The organism is Leptothoe sp. ISB3NOV94-8A (assembly GCF_043421595.1).
Taxonomy (GTDB): Bacteria; Cyanobacteriota; Cyanobacteriia; order Phormidesmidales; family Phormidesmidaceae; genus Leptothoe; species Leptothoe turfae.
Genome location: NZ_JAXSQW010000001.1, coordinates 3,757,286 through 3,778,730, shown reverse-complemented (window position 1 = coordinate 3,778,730; position 21,445 = coordinate 3,757,286). Strand labels below are relative to the sequence as shown.

Annotated in this window: 15 protein-coding genes; 10 read left to right on the top strand and 5 right to left on the bottom strand. The window is 46.9% G+C overall.

The window, feature by feature from the left end; all coding sequences use genetic code 11:
* Positions 1–159: 159 nt before the first annotated feature.
* The 4 genes from SPB21_RS15900 to SPB21_RS15885 all read right to left on the bottom strand — a co-directional run bounded on the left by SPB21_RS15900 (position 160) and on the right by SPB21_RS15885 (position 5,803).
* On the bottom strand, positions 160–639 hold the full coding sequence (locus SPB21_RS15900) for a DUF4198 domain-containing protein (RefSeq protein WP_163667500.1): 480 nt from the start codon (positions 637–639) through the stop codon (positions 160–162).
* 181 nt (positions 640–820) lie between these two features.
* Positions 821–2,617: a serine/threonine protein kinase gene (locus SPB21_RS15895; protein ID WP_499867121.1), complete on the bottom strand. Its 1,797-nt coding sequence runs from the start codon at positions 2,615–2,617 to the stop codon at positions 821–823.
* A gap of 236 nt (positions 2,618–2,853) precedes the next feature.
* Positions 2,854–4,197 (bottom strand): TldD/PmbA family protein, encoded by a 1,344-nt coding sequence (locus SPB21_RS15890; RefSeq protein ID WP_499867120.1) that lies wholly within the window; start codon positions 4,195–4,197, stop codon positions 2,854–2,856.
* Between the two features lie 127 nt (positions 4,198–4,324).
* A complete protein-coding gene (locus tag SPB21_RS15885) occupies positions 4,325–5,803 on the bottom strand; it encodes a TldD/PmbA family protein (protein ID WP_163667508.1) in 1,479 nt (492 codons plus the stop codon).
* A 266-nt stretch (positions 5,804–6,069) separates the two neighbouring features.
* Between SPB21_RS15885 and SPB21_RS15880 the strand changes: the two genes are divergently transcribed.
* From SPB21_RS15880 to SPB21_RS15860, 5 genes are all read left to right on the top strand, one after another.
* Positions 6,070–7,512 (top strand): adenylate/guanylate cyclase domain-containing protein, encoded by a 1,443-nt coding sequence (locus tag SPB21_RS15880; RefSeq protein ID WP_499867118.1) that lies wholly within the window; start codon positions 6,070–6,072, stop codon positions 7,510–7,512.
* A 458-nt stretch (positions 7,513–7,970) separates the two neighbouring features.
* Positions 7,971–10,685, top strand: coding sequence for a hypothetical protein (locus tag SPB21_RS15875; protein WP_499867117.1), 2,715 nt, complete (start codon positions 7,971–7,973; stop codon positions 10,683–10,685).
* Between the two features lie 163 nt (positions 10,686–10,848).
* The gene (locus tag SPB21_RS15870; RefSeq protein WP_348918200.1) at positions 10,849–12,801 is read left to right on the top strand and encodes a trypsin-like peptidase domain-containing protein; all 1,953 of its coding nucleotides are present in this window, start codon (positions 10,849–10,851) and stop codon (positions 12,799–12,801) included.
* A 127-nt stretch (positions 12,802–12,928) separates the two neighbouring features.
* The gene (locus SPB21_RS15865; RefSeq protein ID WP_163667519.1) at positions 12,929–13,300 is read left to right on the top strand and encodes a CU044_2847 family protein; all 372 of its coding nucleotides are present in this window, start codon (positions 12,929–12,931) and stop codon (positions 13,298–13,300) included.
* A 10-nt stretch (positions 13,301–13,310) separates the two neighbouring features.
* Positions 13,311–14,822, top strand: a complete 1,512-nt coding sequence (locus tag SPB21_RS15860; RefSeq protein WP_163698242.1) for a radical SAM/SPASM domain-containing protein — start codon at positions 13,311–13,313, stop codon at positions 14,820–14,822.
* Between the two features lie 128 nt (positions 14,823–14,950).
* Here the strand turns inward: SPB21_RS15860 and SPB21_RS15855 are convergent, their stop codons facing one another.
* Complete coding sequence (locus SPB21_RS15855; RefSeq protein ID WP_499867116.1) at positions 14,951–15,751, bottom strand: M15 family metallopeptidase; 801 nt, start codon at positions 15,749–15,751, stop codon at positions 14,951–14,953.
* Between the two features lie 359 nt (positions 15,752–16,110).
* Between SPB21_RS15855 and gcvH the strand changes: the two genes are divergently transcribed.
* The 5 genes from gcvH to SPB21_RS15830 all read left to right on the top strand — a co-directional run bounded on the left by gcvH (position 16,111) and on the right by SPB21_RS15830 (position 21,439).
* Positions 16,111–16,503, top strand: coding sequence for a glycine cleavage system protein GcvH (gene gcvH / locus SPB21_RS15850; protein ID WP_006515337.1), 393 nt, complete (start codon positions 16,111–16,113; stop codon positions 16,501–16,503).
* 195 nt (positions 16,504–16,698) lie between these two features.
* On the top strand, positions 16,699–19,611 hold the full coding sequence (gene gcvP, locus SPB21_RS15845) for an aminomethyl-transferring glycine dehydrogenase (RefSeq protein WP_499867115.1): 2,913 nt from the start codon (positions 16,699–16,701) through the stop codon (positions 19,609–19,611).
* A gap of 231 nt (positions 19,612–19,842) precedes the next feature.
* Positions 19,843–20,637: a class I SAM-dependent methyltransferase gene (locus SPB21_RS15840; protein WP_499867113.1), complete on the top strand. Its 795-nt coding sequence runs from the start codon at positions 19,843–19,845 to the stop codon at positions 20,635–20,637.
* 104 nt (positions 20,638–20,741) lie between these two features.
* Positions 20,742–21,065, top strand: a complete 324-nt coding sequence (locus SPB21_RS15835) for a nucleotidyltransferase domain-containing protein (protein WP_499867112.1) — start codon at positions 20,742–20,744, stop codon at positions 21,063–21,065.
* Entirely contained in the window at positions 21,062–21,439 is a 378-nt protein-coding gene (locus SPB21_RS15830; RefSeq protein WP_499867110.1) for a HEPN domain-containing protein, read from the top strand. Before SPB21_RS15835 ends, SPB21_RS15830 begins: the two co-directional genes overlap by 4 nt.
* Positions 21,440–21,445: the final 6 nt, after the last annotated feature.

Below are 21,445 nucleotides of genomic sequence, written 5' to 3'. Positions count from 1 at the left end.
GTGATTGCTGACAGCGTATCTTGTCGGGGATTTGCCTTGTGCAAGCTCCCATGTGTTAGGGGCGATCAACCAGGGTTTCCACATTATAGATTCATTAAAAAACCAGCCGATCTGTGTCTAGATCGACTGGTTTTCCTGATTCTGTAGAAGTTTGCTTAATTATTTCCGAAAGCGTCGCCAAAGACCTAAGGTAACTAGCGTTCCCAACGATAGGGCCCAGCCAATATAAGAGGTACCGCCGTAGTGGATATCGGTGTCACCGATATCGCTAATCAGTTCTGTGGTCACGCCAGTTTCATTGACGGGGACTGTCAAAATATCGCCGTGACCCTGCTGACGGATGATCACTTCCCAGTCACCTGTGAGGGTTTGGTCAGGGCTAAAGCTAAACCGACCTTCCTGGTCGGTAACGCCCTGGGTCCAGGGTTTGATCGGATTATTGGGAGAATACACGTTCACCTTGGCACCCTTAAGGGGTGCACCGTTGCTAAAGGTGCTCTGCATTCTTAAAACTTGCTGGGATTGCTCGTTCGAAAACTGGTCAAGAAAGTAGTTCGTCTCAACCATATGGGCCGAAGCCTTGCCTGCGACTGTAAGCAGTCCGAATACGATGAACGGTGTTAGTTTTCGAAGAGTCATCCTAAAATCCCTCTAAATCTGATGCCAATGCTGACGGCACAATTTAACAGCGTTTTCCAATGGAACATCCCAATGCTACCCCTTTAAATTCAAAATGCGCAGTTAATTTTATGAGGAGTGATCGATAGATATTGTTGACGAGCAATTATTGTTGATGGGCAATGCATGTCTATCCTAGAGCCTAAGGACGAATAAGACTCCGTTCCACATTACGACGATACAGGGCAATAGCCTTGGCCTGCTGGATAGGCATATAGGTCAGCATAGTGCCGATGGCAATCACGTTAGCAATTAATCCGAACGTAATCCAAGGACCGCTAAGGGTCAGACCCTGGACCAGGCCTAGGCTGGTGCCCAATAACCCGGTTAGTAAGGTTAACCCAAGGGAAAATTTGGGTTGAAAGCCCCGTTGCCAAAAACGGTCGATGGTTAGACCATCGATTACCCCAATGACACTACCGCTGATGATGCCAAGACCCACAGTGATAGCGGAGGTAACGTAGTCGGTAGCGGTGATGTCTAGCAATAGACATAGGGGTGCCACTAGGGCGACCGCGATGGCTCCTGCGATTGTAATAATGCGAGCTGCTGGGGATTTAAGACTGACTTCATGTAGCAGCCAACCACCGATTTGCATCCCCAGGCTATTGCCGAAGAGTGCCAGTAGTATCAGTACGTTTCTAATGCCCGGTGTAATCACTTCATACTCTGGGGCCAGTGCCGCTAAAACCCAAACCGTTACCCAACAGGTTGCTAATAAAACTAGCAGTGATGGATAGGGTGATCCTTGGGGCTTCAGTAGCGGCATGGGGGCCGTTTGCACATTTAAATTAAGGGAATAAATTGCTTCTTGGGCATTGCTTCTCAGTAATAGATTGCGCTGATAGGTTTGCCCCGACATTAACTGACTCGTATCAATCTGAAGCTGAGTTGTGATGTCATTGCCATGGAACTCAGTTGGGGAGAATTGAATCCAGCTATGGTAAGCGTTATCAAAATTGGGGTCACTGCTGTGGGGTGCAACCTGCCAATGCCCCGTTAAGGTGGTTTCGGGGACAGAATTGTTTAATGTGATTGCCGTTGTTAATAGCTCTCCCCGGTCTGTGGCGACCAGGTTGATAGTGGATTGGCTAAACTTTGCCTGGGGTTGGCGTAGACCATGTTCTGGGATATTGTCCAGGGCGTCACTGGCGTTTTCGAAGCGATCGCTCAGACGCGGCTGGACCATTTTTTCGAGCCACGTTATCCATTGGGGGCTTAAATAGGCTTTGAACTGACTAAAATCAACCTGGTAAGTGACATCGACTAATTTCCCTACGTGATGGGCGGGTGTGTTGGTCAGCAGACAGATCAGGGTCATTCCTAACCCATACAGATCTGAGGCTTCGGTAAGCTGCCGGTTAAAAATTTGCTCCGGCGGCATGAATCCTAGCGTTCCTTTAACAACGCTGCTCATGCCAACTTCACCATCACCAATGCGCGCAAAGCCAAAATCTACGAGGTAGACCTTTAAGTTATCGCTGACCAGAATGTTTGCAGGCTTAAAATCGCGATGGATAATGGGTGGGATTCGACTTTGTAAATAGGCCAGAATTTCTAAACAGGAGACGGCGATTTGACGAATTGCGTCGGGGCTAAAACTACGGGGCTCCGCTAAGCTTTTGGCATGTTTATACTCTTGCACCATGCAAAAGCCTTCTTCGGCTTTAAATGCTCCCAGATACCTGGGAATGCCTGGATGTTTGAGGCTTTTGAGAACTTGCCCTTCCTGGAGTAGTGCGTCATACCCTTGCCAATCAGAAGACTTAGCAAATTGAAATTGTTTAATAACTACTCGCCGTTTAGTTTTTAGATGAGTAGCTGAATAGGTAACTCGTCCCCCAGCTCGATTGACACCCAGCTCAGACTCAAGTTGAAAACCATATTTATGAAAATCAGGTAGGTCAGATGCTAGAGATGAACCTGTAAGGCTTGTCATTCTTACAATATGGGTAAGTATATCTCTTATCCAATAGCGTACAATGCTGCCTTAATCTAGAAAAAATGAAGCGTCTTTAAAGTGAAAACATCCGCCGTGTGAATAGTGTGTTGATATTTCCTAGCCCATGGCGTGTTGATACCGAGTATGCGCTAGGAAATACGTAATTAAGCCAGTATTGTTTTGCATGGCTGACTTAGAGACTGATCAACCACTGATCAACCATGGTTCCACTGTTATTCCCCTGTGATCGATAATTCATCAATCCATACATGAGGAGCAACACCACTAGGCGTCACTTTTTCGTCGGGGGAGACATAGATGATGGATTGCAGTAGCTGACGAAAATCTCCAGCAACCGTTGCGGATTCAATACTTGTGCGTTTGCCTTTTTGGATGAGCCAACCGTCAAAGGGCAGTGAGAAAGAGCCCTGCAGTGCATTGACCCCAGCGTGAAGTGCCTGTAAGTCGTCAATTAGAACGATATTATCATCAGCATCTTCCAGGCTATAATTTTGTTTTGCTGGTTGTCCCTGGGTAATATGGAGAAAATTACTGCCGACGCTGACTTTGGCACCAATGCTAGCGTGACCTGTGGGTTGAGCCCCCATGCGTTTGGCGGTACCTGCACTGTGTAGAAAGTTAGTCAGCACACCATTTTCAATAATGGGCAGTCGCCGAGTGGGGGTGCCTTCACCATCAAAGGTTTCGGAACTAATATTGCCTGGATGCAGGGCGTCATCGTAAACCGATAGCAGCGGTGATGCAACGGTGGTATTGAGACTCTCGACAGTGGAGAGACTGCGTTTGTCGAGAACACTCTGAGCGTTATAAAGGTTGCCAAAAGCCCGAATTAGGCTTAAAAATGCATCGGGAGAAAAGACAACGCGATATTTGCCTGACTGAATTTTCTCATAGTCTAAGTGGCTAAGGGTTTTATCTGTCGCTTCCTTAAGACAACCGTCGATATCCAGAGAATTGGGACCTACACCCACCCGCATGGCATGACCAGACCGGGGTTTGCGGCCTTCCTGTTCTGTTTTGGTGTACAGATAAACGGAGGCGAAGGTGCGTTCAGCACTACGTTGGGCACCGTCGCTGTTCACATAGAAGTTTTCGCTCGTGTTTTGGGCGATGCCGTTGTAAGGGACACTTGCGATCGCATCATGGGCATTCAATAATGCCTGTTCAGCGGTCACCAGCCGATCAATCAGTGTTCCCACTGGAGCCGGATCAGCTAGGATAATCTCCACCTCTGGTAATGGAGCCGTAGCTTCAGGACTAAAATCAGGAATATTTTCAGTGGCCCCAAAGGCGCTGGCTTCAGCCGCTGTTTTTAAGGCTAGTTCTAAACCCCGTTCATCCACATCGGTGGTGGAGGTAACCCCCAACCGGCCCTGGTCGTTCCACACACGTACGGTAACGCTGGCCCGATTTGATGCTTTAACTTGTTTAGGTTCGCCCTTATCTACCTGCACACTGGTGCTATCGGTGGTAGCACCGTAGATATCGTACTTGGTGATGCCGAGACGCTGGGCAATGGCTTGGGCGTTAGAAGAAATTTCGATGACTTTGGACATGGGTTAACAATAACAGCGAGATATTTGAAGAGAATGTCATTGCGTGGGGAGGGGGGCATTGCCCATCCTCCGGGGATATCGGGGGTTTGGCCGGTGGCAATGCCTACCCTACTGGCTGGTTTGTGGTTTACCGGCCACCGACTGTGATGCTGTCCACCTTCAGGTGAGGCTGACCAACGGTCACATAAACGCTGCCGCTGATGGAGCCACAGAAACCAGGGGCTAAGCTCAAATCCTGGGAGCACATGGAAATCTTTTGCATAATGTCCACGGCTTCACCAATCAAGGTGGCACCCTTAAGGGGCCGAGTGACTTTGCCATTCTCAATTAAATAGGCTTCATCCACTGCAAAGTTAAACTGACCGGTGGCACCAACGCTACCGCCACCCATTTTCTTGCAATAGATGCCTCTGTCTACTGATGCAAATAGGTCATCCAGACTGTAGTCACCGGTATCAATAAAGGTGTTACGCATCCGAGATGCTGCGGAGAACGTATAGTTCTGACGACGACCACTGCCAGTGCGGGGGTGGCCAGTGCGCATAGCCCCTGCCCGATCAGACAGGAAGTTCTTAAGGACACCATTTTCAATCAACAGGGTGCGCTGGGCAGGCATGCCCTCATCATCCATATCGATGGTGCCAAAGGACTCGCTAGAACGACCTTCATCCCAGGCGGTTAGATTTTCGTGGGCAATCTTTTCGCCCTTCTTATCAATGAAAGGTGTGGTGCCCCGCTCGATTTGCGTAGTCTCTAGCAGGTGGCCACAGGCTTCGTGGAAGATCACACCGCCAAAGTGGTTGGCCATGATAATGGGATAGCTACCCGATTCCACATAGTCGGCATAGAGCATTTTGCCTGCGGACTCGGCCAGTTCTTCGGCAGTGGTGCCATAGTCCCACGCGGTTAGAAAGCTGGGGTCGCTGGTGTTGCCCAAACGCTGACCAATGGAGGAGCGATGGTCACCGTCGGCGCAGAGGACGTTGGCCCCCACCGACTGAGTCAGGCGGATATCACGGGCAAAGGTGCCGTCGCTACTGGCCACCAAGACCTCTTGCCAATCTCTAAAGTAGGCTGTGCGTCTTGCCTGGAGGTGCTTGGCCACCTTTTCTACCGAGGCGTTGGCCCCCAGTAATACATCGCCCATGACCTGCATTGAGCTACAGTTAGCTAGCCAATTTTCCTTGGTGGCAGCATAGTCGCGGAACATTTCCAGGGTGACTTCTGGCACATAGGCGGAGTTCGCGGGTAGCAATAGCCCCATAATGGATAGCCCTTTTTCAAGGGCAGCTTTGAGGCCGTGGAAGCTGACATCATTAGTGCTGACGTAGCAGTCGGCTTTGCCTTTGAAAACCCGTACCCCTGCACCGGTGGTTAGACTGGGGGAAATGCTTGTGATAGCATCATCTTCGGCCAGGCAGCTAATGTAGTTGCGCCGCTCTAGAAAAAATTCAATGAAATCGGCTCCAGCCGCCCGACCCAGGCCCAGTAGTGTCGACAGGGGAGCAGCCCAAGAGGCATCAAATCGATCAGTGGCAGCCTGGTAGGTTTGATTAGGAATTTCCTGCAGGCGTAGGGATGACAGTGGCGGAGCAGCAAGAGTCATAGCGGTTGCCTAATTTCTCAAAACGTGGGTGAATTCCCATCAGTCTAACGCATGGGTTTAATTAGGGATCTTTGGGAGACCTAAGCGGCTGCTCATGGGATCCTTCGCTAATTTTCAGGATAGACTCCTAGGAACTTTGTATGATGGCCCCTAGGGGGGCTGACCCAGCATGGGGTTGGCCATAACATCAGTGGGCGTCTGTCATTATCGATGGGTATTAAATCTATGTAGGTAGCTATTTAGAGTGGTTGTTGTTGACCGTCACCATGGTTAGTGTTTTACAGACGTCATTGGGGTTACTCAAATCTCGCTTGTCTCGAAAAATTGTTGCGTCAATTTTTCTCAGCCTTGTTGTTATCGAATTTATAGTTTTTATTCCGTCCTATCGCCAGCGACGGGCGGACAAACTGAGGGAGCTAGAGACGCTCTCGCAAGAGGTGATTGCCACCATTAAGGCCAACGCGATGCTAGATATGCTGTCTACATCACTGTTGGTAGAGGCGCAGGCAGTCTTAAAAACTGACTCAATTATTCTAGGGGCTGCCCTCTATGATGAGGCGGGACAGTTTATTGATGGGTTTGGAGAAATGCCTTCGTTAGGGGTGCCAGCCACTGGGTTGACCCAGATTGAAACACAGCTGACAGATGCAGGTACCCGTTACGATGTGGCCTGGCCCAGCAAACAATTTCAGGATCGCTACATACTGGTTATTCGCCATGATGCGAACTCTGTTAAGCGATACATGGTGCAGTATTCGGCTCTAATTTTCTTTATTGTTATTATTATTGCTGCTTTTGTTACCCTGGTGACGATTTTTATGCTGGAGCGGATGTTGATTAACCCGCTACTGTTGTTACGAGATGATTTATGTCAAGCGGCAGATGTGGTTGATCAGCCCCAGTTAGCTGAGTTTAGAAGTCTTAAGCAGGCTCAACAGGATGAGCTTGGAGAGGTTATTCAGGCGTTTGCTTCGATGTTTGGTCAAATCTCTCAAGAAGTGCAGGAGCGTAAGCAAGCGGAATTGGCGCTGCGGGGTGAGCAGGAGAAAACAGAGGCATTGTTGCGTAATGTGTTGCCGGTTGCGATCGCAAACAGACTCAAAAACGATCTCTCCAACCGCACCGCCATTGCCTCCCGGTTTGAAAACGTCACCATCTTGTTTGCCGACATTGTTGGTTTTACCCAGCTAGCAGCCCACACGGCCCCCACCGATCTGGTTTGCCAGCTTAACGATATCTTTTCTGTGTTCGATGCTCTGGCGGAACGCCATGGTCTAGAAAAGATTAAAACTATCGGCGATGCCTACATGGTGGTAGGTGGTGTGCCCGCACCCATGACCAACCATGCCGAGGCTGTCATGGCCATGGCCATTGATATGCAAGCGGCTGTGAAACAACATCCCTTTAAGTTGAGGATTGGGATTAATACTGGCCCCGTTGTTGCTGGTGTCATCGGTAAAAAGAAATTTAGCTATGACCTATGGGGAGACGCCGTTAATATTGCCAGTCGTATGGAATCCCATGGGGTAGTAGATCGCATTCAGGTCAGTACTGATACCTATGAGTTGCTCAAAGAAAAATTTCAGTTTGAAGACCGAGGCTGTATTCCTATCAAAGGACGGGGGCGAGCCCACACGTACCTATGGTTGCCGTCAGTAAAAGGTATCCAGGGCACCCACAAGGGGATGCCCCTACAAGCCCTGCCATAGCAATGACTATTGGCCGATGGTGCTTGTATTCACCCATAACCAATGGCCAAATTATGGCGTAGGATATCGGGGTTATCCAGTAGGGGCAATAATTTTTGCTTGCGTTCTAACATATGAACAGGTGTTTTTGCGATTTCCTAAATTTTTAGGAAATGCCAATATCAAATGTACTTGTCGCAATTATTGCCAAAATAAAGTTAACGGATACAAATTATCTCCATGGCAGTTTTTAGGCATTGTCAAAAGCAAGACATGTTTCTTAACTAAATTGAACCTTGACCTTTAGGGGAATTGTTATCCACAAATCGTCATAATAAGCTGGCCTTTTGGTTAACAGTTAGCATTCCCCCTGCTTAAATAGCCGATTCTTGACCTGGTCAGCGTTTTTTGAACCTAACAGTAACCCCGCTGTTGATACACGCATCTGCTCAGAGTGTTATCTCATGTGTAGTACGTCTATGTCAGATTCTATTTACAGTCGTATCATTTTTGTGGGTCGCGAAAAAGAGCTTGCCTGGTTAACCCAAATGATGGAGGCTTCCCTAAGCGACCCTGATCCCCAGTGGATGCTTTCCATCCAAGCCGATGGGGGTATGGGTAAAACCCAATTACTTAAGCAGTTTGTTGAGCTGGCCCAAGCACCTCAAGGGTCTACAAATCAGCGTATCCTTATTACCCAGTATCCCATTGACCTATATCTGACCTCCCATCAAACGGAGCGAGGAATTCTCAGAAGTATCGCAGCACAACTAACCACGGCGTCTAAAGCCCAACCCTTTGCCCCATTTTTTAAAGATTTAGACTATAGCTTTCAAGCGACTAAGGACGATATTGCGCATTTACGATCAAGTTTTTTAGACTGCTATAACACGTTAGATACCGAACGAATAATTCTACTGTTCGATACCATCGAACTTGCCAATCAGGCCGTTCAACGTTTCTTTCGAGAAATGCTGCCCCAGCTCGGGCCGCAACAACAAAGAAAATTTAAGCCCTTAGTGATCACCGCGGGTCGGAAACCTCTTACTGACTATTGTCAACATCCCCAGATTAGTCCTCTAAAATTACAGGGCCTATCACCCAAAGAGATACGTCATTACTTTGATCGATCCTTTCAGACGCAGTCCGCACCTGAAATTACCCAAGAATTTATCGATCGCATTACCAAACTCTCCCAGGGGGCTCCAATTTTAGTAGCATTAACCATTGATTGGTTAAACTATGGCAGCCTACCAGAAGAATTAAATGCAGACAGTCCAGAAGAGTTTAAGCAGATGATGATTGAACTCATCAGTGAACTCCGTAACCCAGAAGATCAGACCATTCTGGCTATGGCTCAACTAAAGCGACGCTTTGATGCTGGGCTTTTGGTGGAAATATTAGGGGAATCGCTAGAAAACGCCTCAGCTTTGATTAAATCTGTTTCTAAATTTTCCTTTGTTAAATCTCACTACAATACCAACGGTGAACACCAGAGCTGCTTGCTACACGATGAAATGCAGCGATTAGTGTATGACTACATTTGGCAGCCATGCGATCCTGACAACCGTCTGCGGCGAGAATGGAGTGCTAAGGCCGTAGAATATTATAATCATCTGATTGCAGCAGAGAAAAATCAGGTATTTAAACAAAGTCTTCAACTAGAACAGCTTTACTATGCACTTTATGCTGATAAGGACCAGGGGTTAGACCGATGGCGTAGCCTCCTTAAGCAGGCCAATATCAACGGCTTTAAAGAAGCACTAAATGAAGAAGTTCAACAGTTTAAGGGTCAATTAAATAACCAAGAAAAACAAGAACTGGCATTGGCATGGGCAACGTTAGCCTATGATAAAGGTCAATATCAAGAAGCAAGGCAAGGCTTTGAAGATATCTTTGAGCAGCCGCTTTCCAAGGTTATTCAGAGCCAGGTACGTCCTAATTTAGTCTTTACCTATGCTCATCTAAATAATTTTGCCGTTGCCCTAGAGATAGGTCAGCAAAGCCTGGACTGGTTTCGGTCTGAACTCAACTTTTCCCAATGTACTCACTGGGAAAAGCAGCAGCTTCTACAGGACTTTGGTAAAACTCTCAATGCCATGGGATGGACCCATCGCCGACGGGAAGAATTTGATCAGGCTATTGACTATTATAAACAGTCTTTAGATAAGCTTAAAGACATTCCAACAGCCGACCTTGATCGGGCCTCCACGAAAACAAATTTGGCCTATCTCTTTCACGCTAAGGGAAAAAATCGAGAAGCGATCGCCCATAGTAAGAGTGCTCTAAAAATCGCTAAACGTTCAGGCAACTCAAAGCAATTGGGCTTAACTCATAATGTGTTAGGGATTATTGCTGCTAACTCTTTGCAGGAGCATAAGGCTACTTTGCACTTTAAAGCAGCCTTTGAACATTTTTCTGAAATTGACTATGACCGCGGGTTAGCCATGGTGAATATTGCCCATGGCAGGCTTTCTCGTCAAAGCGGATGGAATAAGGTCAAACCAAATCGCGCAAACGCTACTACAGTCCAAGCAGACTATGAAAAGGCGATGACGATGTTCGACCAGGCCATTGAATATTGCCAACAAAAGTATGAAAAGTTACTCATCGAAGCCTATAACGAAAAAGGTACCCTATTGCGAGAGCAAGGGAAATTTTTAGATGCTCTTGGTTACTATCAGAAGAGTCAAGTGATTGCCGAAAAGCTAAACGATCTTGTTTGGCAGATAGATAACTTACAAGATACAGGTGTTGCCCTCTATCTTCAGGGGGATTTAGAACAGGCTAAAACCATTTCTATCCAAGCTAAACAGCTGGCAGAGAAAAAGAAATCACCTCATCTGATGGGTCGAGTACAACGAACGTTGTCAAATATTCTATTTGATCAAGGGAAATATCCACAATCATTGGAAATGGCCCTACAGTCCTACATAAATATTCTTGAATTAGATCAATGCAGTTTAAATAACAGCAATAGCCCTGCCGTGCGGGAGCTACTAATAGAAGAGTGGTTAACGTGGTTAACAGAAGATCTCTTGGAAAAGATAGAAGACTCAACCCTAAAAAAGAAACAGTGCCAGTATTTGCTCGACTACTGGAGAGAACTCATAACCAATGATCATGTGCTTGTCGACCACTATCCAGGTTTCATCATCACCTTAGAAGATTTACTATCTGAGTTAAAAACCTGAAATATGGTGATTGTCGATTTTATAGAGTAACGATTTGAGAGTTTTCGACTTAACGTCATAGTGTGTTTTCAAAATGTCTACCAGTTCATCGAACCTCAGGTTTGCTTTTCACAATCAAGTAAAGGCCCTAAGCTGGGTCAACCGTTTTCGAGGGGAATTATTGGTGTTAGATGCCCTGCCAGGCTATGGTAAGACCGCCTTTCTTACTAAGCTGAAAACAGAGTATGAAACCCAAGAATGGCGCTGTTCTTTGATTTCGTTAAAGCGAGCACGAAGCAAAATGGATGCGGTAACTGCCGCCATTGAAGAAATTTCTGCAGAGTCCATTGAATCGCCGGAAGATTTACAGCATGCTCTTGATATTCTGCTAGAGCAACTGCAATCTAGGCAGCCTCAGGCATTGATGTTTGACGATGTCCATTATTTGGAAAAGGAAACACTAGATTGGGTAAAACGTGAGCTTGCCCGTGAGTTGAAGCAAGAGCTAAAAGATTTAACTGATGATAACTTCTTATTGATTTTTTCTGGTCATAGCATTTGTGGTCCTACCCGTTGGCCAACTGTCAGAAAACCCATTAAGTTGACTGCATTTCATCGAGAAGTTATTAATCATTTTATTGAAAAAAATAACATTCCTGTACTCTGGCAAGATCGATCACAAAACTATTGTCCCTCTGTAGTAGATCGAATTTTTCAATTTTCCGGTGGTCATCCTCGAGCATCTCTAGGACTGCTACAGGAACTCAAAAATGGTTGGATTCCTTCGCGTAGCTTAAGACGTAGAAAAGATCTGAGAGTCTTTAAGAAGCATGTAGAAAAAGAATTAAGTAGGTTTGTAGAAAATTTAGATCCTGGTTTTCGGACCTACCTATCACATTTGATAATTTTTCGTCGTGTTGATTTGGCAATTCTTAGATTTATTGAGCAAAAGTATCAAGTATCTGTTGAACAGACAGACCTGAAACTAATAGAAAAATTTCTTCAATGCAATTTGCTTTACTCTCCTCAGAATTCTCCAGGAATAAAGGCTTTAGATCCTGTTTTTCGTCTAGGTTCGCTGGCGCAAATGTTATTCAAAGATCCCGAACAGTATTCAGAACAACATAGATTTGCTCAAGAAATTTATCAGGAATGGGCTGCCACAAAAAAATGGTCCTATAACGATGTGATTAGATGTCTAAAAGAAAGTATTTATCATTGTTTAAGCCGTATGGAAGAGCAGGATCGTTTAGAAGAATCATCGGAATTGATGGATTGTTTGCATTACGGTATTCAAATTTTGAATTACAGACAAACAGAGATTATGGATTCACCGCGATCAGTACTAGAAACCTTACTAGACGATGATGAAGAGAGTCAATATTTGCTACAAAAGCTGGATGTAGATTGGATAAAATTACTCAAGTATGCCTTTCTTTCTTATTCAGATACAGTTGTTGAAGATGATATTCGAACATTAAATCAGACTGTTCAAGATCAATGTAAAACAATGACAACCGTCTTAATTAATGATATTGGAGAAGTCTCAGGCACAGGCTTTTGGATAACGCTGAATCAGCAATACTATGTAGTGACTTGTGCCCATGTGATAAAACAACTAGAATCTTCAGAAGGAAATTTAGTTAAGGTAAGAACTTTTGGTCCTAATGTTCAAGATTTAAATCTAAAAGTACTTTGGTACAGAGTTCCTGAAGCTCGGAGTGAAAAGGATTGGAGCGCTCGACAAGATATTGCTATTTTAGGGTTGGTTTCTGAAAAGGCACCTCGACTCCCTGTTGTCTGTTGGGATGATTTATTACCCCTCAGTTCTGACCCTATCAATCTAAACGAGCATCGACAAGCAATGACATTGTATAGCTTTGGATATCCCGCCTCAAAACATCTTAAAGGCGACAGTTTTTCATCTCTAGTGTTTAAGGAAAAAGTCGCGAACGGCTTTCTTAAACTGCTCAATCGTGGGCCTGCTAATGTTGAAGGGGGCGTCAGCGGTGCACCTCTCTGTCATATTGAAGGCAGAGAGTTAGTGGGAATGATTCACGCAAAGATAGGAACAGATATCGTTTACTGCATTCCTTCCACTACTATTTTAGGGATTTTAGGTGAAGTGAGGAGATGATTATAAGAGCAATAGCAGCCTACTTCTTGTTAGGTGATATGGAAAAAATTAGACGATGTAGGAAATAAGGGGAAAATCATTGTAATCAAATACATTGTGTATCCAGAAATTTTTATGAGGTAATATTATGAGTCAATTTCTATCGGTCGAAACACCAGGGGGGCCTATTTGGGTAGAAGTCCCCGATGGAGAAGATACTGAATCTGTAGAACTAGTGGCCAATAAAAGAGATATTCATCGTACCTTTGAAGCCTCTGCCCAGGCCTTAAAGAAAAATGCTCAGTATTTAATCAACTTAATGTCTAGTCTGGGGCCTCAGGAAGTAGAAGTCACCTTTGGGATGAGCGTAGGTGTAGAAGCCAGTGTCCCTGTGTTTGCTCTAGCCCAGGCTAATGGAGAGGCCAGCTATACCGTGACCCTCAAGTGGCAGTCTGGAAATCACTCTAAGAAAGAAGGGAAAGAGTCTTCCCAGGCTGAATCTGATATCAATAACAATTGAGGCGATCGCCGTGTCTGGCTTACATAAATCAGAAGATTTAGGCAATCAAACATTGCAGCCGTCTTCTAGTGCTTTGCAAACACCACAGTTGCTGACTAGCAAATCGGCTGACAATGTGGTCAATAGTGGTGAAACAGACTGCGACTGTGCTTGTCCTAACGCGCCTTTTACCATTACCACAACAAACCTATTAGACACTACATTCTCTACCTGGCCAGAAACCTATACGGTGTCTCTACGCCAGGGGTATCAACTGGCGTTTAGTCCCTTTGCTCCTGCTGGTCCCAGTGTGTTGAATCCAGCCGCATGGCAGCGATACCAAACCTTTCACCAACAGGCCCAGCCATTAAAAGAGACAATCGATCATGAACTGGTACAACAAAATTTATTGATTCCCACCGGGCATCAGCCTCAGATTCAACCCACTGCCCCCGATCAGCTGACGGCCTGGTTACATGTTACTAATGCCTGTAATTTGGATTGCCCCTATTGCTATGTGCGTAAATCGTCTGCCCATATGAGCTTAGAAACGGGCTTAGAAACTGTAGACAATCTTTTTACCGCTGCTTGTCGTCAGGGATTTTCTCGAATTAAGCTGAAATACGCTGGAGGAGAAGCCACACTTCACTTTTCCCTGGTTCAAACACTACATGAACGGGCCATGGCATTAGCCCAAAAAACGGGATTGGAGTTAAGAGAAGTGGTACTCAGCAACGGAGTTACCCTGACTTCTACCATGTTGAACTGGTTTGAATCGACGCAAGTACGTTTAATGGTCTCCTTAGATGGTTTGGGTGCCGTCCACGATCGGCAACGTCCACGCAAAGGAGGAGGGGCGAGCTTTGAACAGGTAATGCACACGTTAGAAAATTTAGTGCAGCCGCGTCAAATTGATCTACACCTGAGTGTCACAGTTACGGGGGCCAGTGCGCCCTATCTAGCGGATTTAGTACAGTGGATACTTGACCACAACTGGCCCTTTAGTCTGAACTTTTATCGCCAAACCCCGTTGAGTGCTGATCGTCAAGACTTTGAACTAGAACAGCAGACTATTATTGAGGGCATGCAAGCTGCCTATCGTGTAATTGAGCAGACCATTGACCAGGCAACGGTGCAGAATTTACCGTCGCGCCCCCTGGTCAATGGCCTATTGGATAAGGTGCAATCCCAGGCCCATACCCACACCTGTGGTGTGGGGCAAACCTACGCGGTGGTCACTCACACTGGGCAAGTGGCCCAATGTCAAATGCACCTGGATCAGCCGATTAGCGATCATCTCGATGCTCATCAGCTTTTGCCTACATTGGCCCATGGTCCGATTCAAAACCTATCGGTACAGGAAAAGCCAGAGTGCCAGACCTGTACCTATCGCTACCGCTGTACGGGGGGTTGCCCGGTGGAAACCTTTCGCGTTACTGGCCGTTGGGATGTAAAAAGTCCTAACTGTACTATTTACCAAACCCTTTATCCAGAACTGTTACGATTGGAAGGATTACGTTTACTTAAATGCCACGGTTATTAAATTGGGTATTGCCGACATTCTTGGACGTAGTTTATAGCGATTTTCAATCGTATTGAATACATCCTTTTCCCCACAATTCGCGCTTCACCACTCACTGTCATAACCAGAATTCTTAGCGTTGACACGCACTAATCCTGATAAAACATTTCTAAACTCTCTTGATTGCCCACATATCGCCAGTGCCAGGGCTCATAGGCAACATTTTGATTGTTGTCTTTAGTAAACGACATTTCAAAGCCGTAATACGCAGCATTCTCTTTTAGCCAGCGAAAGGCTGGAGTCTCTTCAAAAGAGGCATTGAGTTCAGTGGCAGGTTGTGAGATGTCAACAAAATCAACTGCGTAGCCTGTGTGATGTTCGCTATATCCAGGAGGGGCGCTGACCTCTGCACGGGTTTGAGTCGTTTGGCCCCGTTCTGCCTTCAGGTCAAAAAACAAGTATTGCTGATCTTCTAAGGAACGAAACCCAGAGATAACACCCAAACGTACACCCACCGCTTTAGCATCGGTGATCATTGTTTCCACCTTTTGAGCGGCTTCAGGTTGGAGCCGCACCATGGCATTAGTCGACAATGGGGTCAGACTAGTGGCATCGGCAATATCGTAAGGACGATGGCCCAAAAGACTATTGGGGCTACCCGGTTCATTGCTGTCTGGAGTGGCTGCTGGTGTGTTGGCAGTGACATCCGGGGTCTCTGCAGCAACGGCAGAGCTGGTTGTGGTAGCGGGCGGTGCTTCAATGTCAGGTGCATCTGTCAGTGATGTACTGGGCCTTAGCCACCAGAACCCGGCACTGCCCAACCCTAAGACTGCCATCGTCAGGAAAATCCACGGTGTGATGTTTGCAGGAGAATTAGCTAACGCTGGCTCAGCGCTTGCCATCAAGGTTTCACGCCTAGCTTCAGGGATATCGTCAGTAAAATTTGCCATGGATTTGCCAGGGTCTGTGAATGGGTCACTCATACGTTCTGCGGCTAGTGTATGGCATCAATGTTTTTTTGAGGCAAGTTAACAAAAAAAATCCTATAAAAACCAAGAAAAAGTCTAAAACCTCTATCAATTGGGCCAACTTCCGTGGCAAACTTTCATCAACGAATGCTATCCATCAGGGAGCAACATGCTTAAGGCCTGTGATCACAGGCATTGGGCGTCTCATTGTGGGCGTTGCTGATCCTAAGTATGGCTCCATCTGTAAAGTCTTGGCTAATTGCCCGTCTTGCAGATTGATTCATCCTCTGAATCAGCAGCGGCTTATTGTTCACAAGTTATGGACTTGTTGAGGAACCCCCATGGCCTTTGAATATCCTGACAATTTGCAATATACCGATACTCATGAGTATCTAAAGATTGACGGTGACATCGTTACCATTGGCATCACAGAATTTGCCATTGACCAGTTGGGTGATGTTGTGTTTCTGGAACTGCCTGATTTGGGTGATAACGTAGAAGTTGGTGAGAAGTTTGGCACGATTGAGTCTGTCAAAGCGGTAGAAGATCTAAAGTCTCCTGTGAATGGTGAGGTTCTTGAGCGCAATGATCAGCTGCTAGATGCCCCGGAGCAAATTGGTGATGACCCCTATGGTGATGGCTGGCTGATTCGGGTCAAAGCTGATGATTTGGATGATATTGATGACGATACGATGACGGCTGAGGAATATACCGAACAGGTCGAGGGTCTGTAGGGGGACATTCAACGCCCTTACAGAGGTGCCATATTTGAAAAGCAGGCTTTGAATTGCAGGTGAAATCCCCAATGAAATAGGTAAGAATAAGTACTTGTAGCCATCAGCTTATGTCTGATGGTTTTTGCTTGTTGGTTCAGCTGGTGTTCAGCTTGCTGGTGTCAGTCCATAAAACTGCTTTATCTGGAGCTATTGATGTCCTACGAACAGTCTGAGTCGATGTCTGCAACCATTTCAAATACCTGGGCTAATGAGTTAGCTGTACCCAATGATTTTCCTCAACGGCACATCGGTCTGACTAAGACAGACATCGCTCAGATGCTATCGGTGCTGGGGTATGACAGTCTAGAAGCACTGATTGATACAGCGGTGCCTGGTGAGATTCGATTAGCCAGTGCCTTGTCTGTGGGAGAGGGGATGAGTGAGCATGGGGCGTTACAGAGTATTCGTGCGATCGCAACCCAAAATCAGGTCCTTACCAGTTACATTGGCCTCGGTTACTACAACTGCATCACCCCGCCCGTCATCCAGCGCAATATTTTAGAAAACCCCGGCTGGTACACCCAGTACACCCCTTACCAGCCCGAGATTTCCCAGGGTCGTTTAGAAGCGCTACTGAACTACCAGACCATGGTCAGCGACTTGACGGGGCTGGAAATTGCCAACTCATCGCTGCTGGACGAAGGCACGGCTGCTGCTGAAGCCATGGCCCTGAGTCTAGGCGTGTGCAAAAACAAAGCCGCCAAGACCGCCAAGACATTCTGGGTATCAGCCAGCTGTCATCCCCAAACGATTGAAGTGATTCAAACCCGTGCGCTGCCCTTGGGAATTAACGTGGTGGTCAGCGAGGCTCCCGATTTTAGTCAACCTTTGTTTGGTCTGCTGTTGCAGTATCCCGCCAGTACTGGGGCGATCACCGACTATACCGATGTGATTGCCACTGCCCACGAAGCGGGGGCGCTGGTGACCGTTGCCGCCGATCTACTGAGCCTGACTCTGCTAAAGGCTCCGGGCGAGATGGGGGCAGATATTGCTGTGGGCAATACCCAGCGCTTGGGTGTGCCATTGGGCTATGGCGGTCCCCATGCTGCCTACTTTGCCACCAAGACGGCCTATGCCCGTAAGCTGCCCGGTCGTCTGGTGGGTGTTTCCAAAGACAGTAAGGGCAGACCGGCTCTGCGCTTAACCTTGCAGACGCGTGAGCAGCACATTCGTCGGGACTCGGCGACCAGCAATATTTGTACGGCCCAGGTGCTGCTGGCGGTCATGGCCAGCATGTATGCGGTGTACCATGGTCCAGTTGGGCTTAAGGCCATTGCTACCCGAGTACATCGGTTGACGGTGGTTCTGGCGGCAGGGCTGAGTAAGCTAGGGTTTGAGCTGCCGAAAGCGCCATTCTTTGACACGTTGGCGGTGGATGCGGGTGAGCAGGCTGGGGAGATTTGCGATCGCGCCCTCACCCAAGGTATTAATCTCCGCCGCATTGATGCCACCACCCTTGGTATTTCCCTGGATGAAACCACCACACCTGAGGCTGTTATCCATCTCCTTCAGGTATTTGCAGGCCAGCTGCCGATGCCAGCCATAGAACTGCTTAAGTCTGAGCCCACTATCCCCACAGAGCTGGCCCGTACCAGTGACTACTTAACCCATCCAGTATTCAACAGCTACCACTCAGAAACCGAGATGCTGCGCTATATGTACGCGCTGCAAATGAAGGATCTGTCCCTGGCCTCGGCCATGATCCCCCTGGGGTCCTGCACCATGAAGCTAAATGCCACTGCTGAAATGATGCCGGTCACCTGGCCTGAATTTGGTCAGATTCATCCCTTTGCGCCTTTGGATCAGACCCAAGGCTATCAGGTCTTGTTTGGGCAACTAGAAACCTGGCTGGCTGAGATTACTGGCTTTGCTGGCATTTCTCTACAGCCTAATGCCGGGTCCCAGGGGGAGTATGCCGGTCTGTTAGTAATTCGTCAATATCACCAGTCACGGGGTGACGAGCACCGTAATATCTGTTTAATTCCTCAATCTGCCCACGGTACCAACCCAGCGAGTGCTGTCATGGCCGGTATGAAAGTTGTCAGCGTTAAGTGCGATGACGACGGCAACATTGATGTGGCGGATCTGACTGCCAAGGCTGAGAAGCATAGCGATAAGCTAGCGGCCTTAATGATTACTTATCCGTCCACCCACGGTGTATTTGAAGCCACTATCCGCACTGTGTGCGACCTCATTCATCAGCATGGTGGTCAGGTATATATGGATGGGGCCAACATGAACGCTCAGGTGGGCCTGTGTAGCCCAGGGGACATTGGTGCCGATGTGTGTCACCTGAATCTGCACAAGACGTTCTGTATTCCCCACGGCGGTGGCGGTCCGGGTATTGGCCCCATTGGTGTACAAAAGCACCTGGTGCCCTTCTTGCCTGGCCATAGTCTGACGCCCGCCCTAGGAACTGAGCAGTCCGTCGGTGCGGTTGCAGCTGCCCCCTGGGGAAGCGCTAGCATTCTGCCCATTTCCTGGATGTATATTCAGATGATGGGGACTGCTGGTCTGCTCCATGCCACTGAAACAGCGATTCTCAGCGCCAATTACATTGCCAAGCGTTTGGCAAGTCACTACGACATTCTTTATAAGGGCAATGCTGGTTTGGTTGCCCATGAGTGCATATTGGATCTGCGTGGCTTTAAGAAGTCGGCCAATGTGAATGTGGATGATATTGCCAAGCGCATGATTGACTATGGTTTCCATCCGCCCACGATGTCCTGGCCGGTGGCAGGCACCATTATGGTGGAGCCGACTGAAAGTGAGTCTTTGGCAGAGCTGGATCGCTTCTGTGAAGCAATGATTGCCATCCGTGATGAGATTCGCCAAATTGAGGCGGGTGAACTGCCCCAGGATAATAATCCGTTGGTGAATGCGCCCCATACGACAGTGGATCTGACGGCTGATTGGGATCGACCCTACAGTCGTGAGCAGGCGGTGCATCCGACGCAGTGGACCAAGAACCGTAAGTTCTGGCCGACGGTGAATCGGATCGATCAGGCCTATGGCGATCGCAACTTAGTCTGCTCCTGCCTACCCATGGAGGCATACGAAGCCTAGCCAATTATCGCCAAAGTTTAGCTAATCATCACTTTCACTCAATTTACAAAATATCGTCTGGCAATCTCTCTTTTGTTTGCCCTGGGCTGCTTGCGATCGCTAAAAGCGTTCACCAGCAGCTATGTGTAATGCAATCTGCCGCATATATGCGGCAGATTGTTGTGTCTTGTCAAGGGACAAAAAAGATTTGCCATGCGTGCTTGATAGTGGTTTTTAGCCAAGATGGCATTTATGGGCACCAGAAACGCAACAACTTACGCTGCCGCAGATATCGTTAATTACTACGCCCAACTGAATCGTTTACAGCCAGCCGAGTCTGCTCTTTTGGAGCGACTGCGGGACCAGTTGCCTAGAATGAAAATGTTAGATATCGGTGTGGGCGGTGGTCGCACCGCCCAGCATTTTGCCCCCCTCGTGGAACAGTATGTTGGGATTGATTATTCACCTGAAATGGTGGTTGCTTGTCAAAAGCGGTTTGGGAAACTGGATCACTCTATAAGCTTTGAAGTAGGCGATGCCAGATATCTAAGGCAGTTTGATGACAATTCCTTTGACTTTATTTTGTTTAGCTTCAACGGCATTGATTATGTGTCCCATGAAGATCGGCTCAAGATCTTTCAAGAGATTAATCGGGTAGGTAAGCAGGGCTGTTATTTTTTCTTTTCTAGTCATAACCTACAGGCTTTAGAGAAAGAGTTAACTTTGCAAAAACAAATTGGGCTAAACCCTGTTAAGACCTATGTGAATTTGGTGATACTGGGTCTGTTTTGGTTATTCAATCGTTCGATAACTCGGGCAATATTAGAGGAATCGGAGTATCTAATTGTCCGGGATGAATCCCACAATTTTCGTTTAGAGACGTATTATATCCGAGCAGCCCAGCAGATTAGACAGCTGTCTAAGGATTTTAGCCATGTAGAGATTTACCCATGGCAAAGCACAGAACGAATTTTGGACCTAGATGCTTCTGTTATGGGTAGAGATCTTTGGCTTTATTACCTATGTCGAGTAGGTTGGACGGCTTAATCAAGCATGTGGGAGGAACCTGGTTGTGGAGCAGTTTCCTGCTCTGACTAATACCAAACGGTATGTAGTTGGCTAAAATTGGCTACTGTAGAGTAAATGCTGTTATGAAACATCCTGAGCTAGCGTTAATCCTAGAAAACGTAAAGCGGTATCTCTATGATTTATATCAAGAGCAGCTGCAAAACATCATATTGTATGGTTCTCAGGCTCGGGAAGATAGTCAGTTAGACTCTGACATAGATCTTTTGGTGGTACTCAATACTCCGGTAAATCCTTACCAGGAGATTGATAGAACCAGTCAATTTATAGCTCAGCTCTGTCTTGAGTTTGATGTGGTAATCTCACGAAACTTTATTTCTATGGAGAAGTTTCAATCAGCAGATAACCCATTTCTCTCTAATGTTAGAAGAGAAGGAGTAGTCGTATGACGGCTGATTTGAGCTCATTTATTGATAAGGCTAAGGATAGTCTAGAAGCGTCTAAACTTTTGGCTGAGAATGGCCTCTACGACTTTGCAGGGGCGAGAGCGTATTACACTATGTTTTATATTGCTGAAGCTTTTCTGTGGCAAAAGGGCCTGTCCTTTTCAAGTCATGCTGCAGTTATTGCAGCGTTCGGGAAGGAGATTGCTAAGCCAGGGTTCGTTCCTGTTGCGTTTCATCGTTACCTTATAGATGCTCAAAGTAAGAGAACTCAAGGTGATTACAGTATCGATGATGTCAGTCTAAGTTCGGGTGAGGTGCAAATTCTGATTCAGCAAAGTGAGCAGTTTATTGCATTGGCAGAGCAGAATTTACTGTGATTATTA